Origin of the sequence: Albidovulum sp. (assembly GCF_049646345.1) — a bacterium.
Lineage (GTDB): Bacteria > Pseudomonadota > Alphaproteobacteria > Rhodobacterales > Rhodobacteraceae > Albidovulum.
In genome coordinates this window covers 1-2,713 of the sequence record NZ_JBARVQ010000150.1, presented here as the reverse complement: position 1 = coordinate 2,713, position 2,713 = coordinate 1, and the positions used below count along the sequence as shown (strand labels likewise).

Here is a 2,713-nt window from a genome sequence, read left to right as displayed (position 1 = left end):
GTTTCTGCGCGACATCAGCACGCAGCCCGTCCAGCAGGTTCTCGAACAGGGTGAACGCTTCGGTCTTGTATTCATTCAGCGGATCGCGTTGGGCATATCCACGGAACCCCACGACCGAGCGCAGATGTTCGAGCGTAACAAGGTGTTCGCGCCATTTGGTATCGATGGTCTGCAGCAGGAACTGCTTTTCGATCTGGCGCATCGTGTCTTCGCCGAAGGCATCAGCCTTGCCGGACATCAATTCATCAGACGCCTTGTAGATCCGGTCGCGCATTTCGTCCTGATCGACACCGTCCTCTTTGGCCCAGTCGATGATCGGCAGATCAAGCGCCAGCTTCTCGAGCGCAGCGGCATAGAGGCCCTCAGCATTCCACTGTTCCGAATAGGAACGCGGCGGCAGGAATTCATCCACAAGGTCGTCCACAACCTGATGGCGCATGTCCTGCACAATCTCGTCGATATCCTCGGCTTCCATGATCTCCAGCCGCTGGCCGAAGATCACCTTGCGCTGATCGTTCATGACATCGTCGAATTTCAGCAATTGCTTGCGGATATCGAAGTTGCGCCCTTCAACCTTGGCTTGCGCGCGTTCGAGCGATTTGTTCACCCAGGGATGGATGATCGCCTCGCCTTCGCCCATGCCGAGCTTCGAGAGCACCGCATCGAGCTTTTCCGAGCCGAAGATCCGCATCAGATCGTCTTCCAGCGATAGATAGAAGGACGACCGCCCCGGATCGCCCTGGCGGCCCGACCGGCCACGAAGCTGGTTGTCGATGCGGCGGCTTTCGTGGCGTTCACTGGCCAGAACAAACAGACCACCGGCCTCGATCACCTTGGCTTTTTCGTCGGCATGTTCCGCCTCAATCCGGGCGCGAAGCTCATCTGGATGCGCCTCGGGATCGGCGGCCAGCGCCTCCATCACCTTCATTTCGACATTGCCGCCAAGCTGGATGTCGGTGCCCCGTCCGGCCATGTTGGTTGCAATGGTCACCGCGCCGAGCTTGCCCGCATCGGCAACGATTTTTGCCTCTTGCTCGTGCTGGCGGGCGTTCAGGACGGCGTGCTTGATGCCTTCCTTGGTCAGCATCTCGGCCAGCATCTCGGACTTCTCGATCGACGTGGTGCCGAGCAGTACCGGCTGACCTTTTTCGTTCGCTTTCCGGACACGCTTGATGATGGCTTCGTGTTTCTCGCGTGCTGTCCGGTAAACCTGATCGTGGTTGTCCACGCGGGCCACGGGCTTGTTCGTCGGCACCTCGACCACGCCAAGACGATAGATTTCCATGAATTCCTCGGCCTCGGTCGCGGCCGTGCCGGTCATTCCGGCCAGCTTGTCGTAAAGCCGGAAGTAGTTCTGGAAGGTCACCGAGGCGAGCGTGACGTTCTCGGGTTGGATGCTGACGCCTTCCTTGGCCTCGATTGCCTGATGCAACCCGTCCGACAGGCGGCGCCCCGGCATCATCCGGCCGGTGAATTCGTCGATCAGAACCACTTCGCCATTGCGGACGATATAGTGCTGGTCCTTCTGGAACAGCCGGTGGGCCTTCAGGGCCTGCGTCGCGTGGTGAACGATCGTGGTCGATTCCGGATCGTAAAGGGTCTGACCCTCTGGCAGGATTCCTGTCGCCCAGAACTGCTGTTCAAGAAATTCGTTTCCAGCCTCGCTGAAGGTTGCGTTGCGCTGTTTTTCGTCCAGCTTGTAATGCTCTTCGGTCAGTTCTGGGATGAACTTGTCGATGGTGATGTAAAGCTCGGACCGGTCCTGGCTGGGCCCGGAAATGATCAGCGGTGTCCGTGCCTCGTCGACAAGGATAGAGTCCACTTCGTCGACGATGGCAAAGTTATGCCCGCGCTGCATCATCTCGGCGACGCTTGAGCGCATGTTGTCGCGCAGATAGTCAAAGCCAAGCTCGTTGTTCGTCGCGTAGGTCACATCCGCCTTGTAGGCCTCGCGCTTTTCCTCGGCCTCTTGAAAAGGGTAAACGACGCCGGTGGTCAGGCCCAGCTGACCATAGACCTTGCTCATCCATTCCGCGTCGCGTTTGGCAAGGTAGTCGTTGACGGTAACGACATGCACGCCCTTGCCCGACAGCGCATTCAGATAGGCTGGAAAGGTCGCGACAAGGGTTTTGCCCTCACCCGTCTTCATTTCCGAGATATTGCCCTGATGCAGGAAGATCCCGCCCATCAGCTGCACATCGAAGGCCCTGAGCCCGAGCGCCCGCTTTGCCGCTTCACGACAATTGGCGAAGGCTTCGACCAGAACGCTGTCAAGGCTTTCGCCTGACTGCACACGCTTGGACAGCTCTTCCGTCTTGTCCTTCAGCGCCTCGTCCGAGAGTTGTTCGAACTCCGGCTCAAGTGCGTTTATCTTTTCCACCAGCGGGCGGACCGATTTGACCTTGCGGTCGTTCGGCGTGCCGAAGACCTTCTTGGCGATAGTTCCGAGGCCCAGCATGTTTTCTCCGCTCGGGTTCGACTGAATTCGTTCCGGTGAAACGCGGCCTTGCCGCCAACTCTCGCTAAGCCTAGAACGGCGGCGGAAAAAGGCACGGCAGGCCTTCACTGGACCATCGCGATGTAAGGGCCCGCCGCCAGATAGTCAACGCCGCCGCGATGGGCGGTCCTGAAGGAGTTGTCACGATGTTGAAACCGGCCCACATTCTTGGCGCTTTCGCGCTTTCGCTGTCCCTGACCGGCGCCGCCCGTGCCG

The 2,713-nt window shown here is 59.2% G+C and carries 1 protein-coding gene; it reads right to left on the bottom strand.

The features are described from left to right. Window positions 1-2,458 (bottom strand): preprotein translocase subunit SecA (secA, locus tag WBB85_RS03765; protein WP_432637285.1); only part of this gene is annotated, 2,458 nt, incomplete at its 3' end. Between the last annotated feature and the right edge of the window lie 255 nt (window positions 2,459-2,713).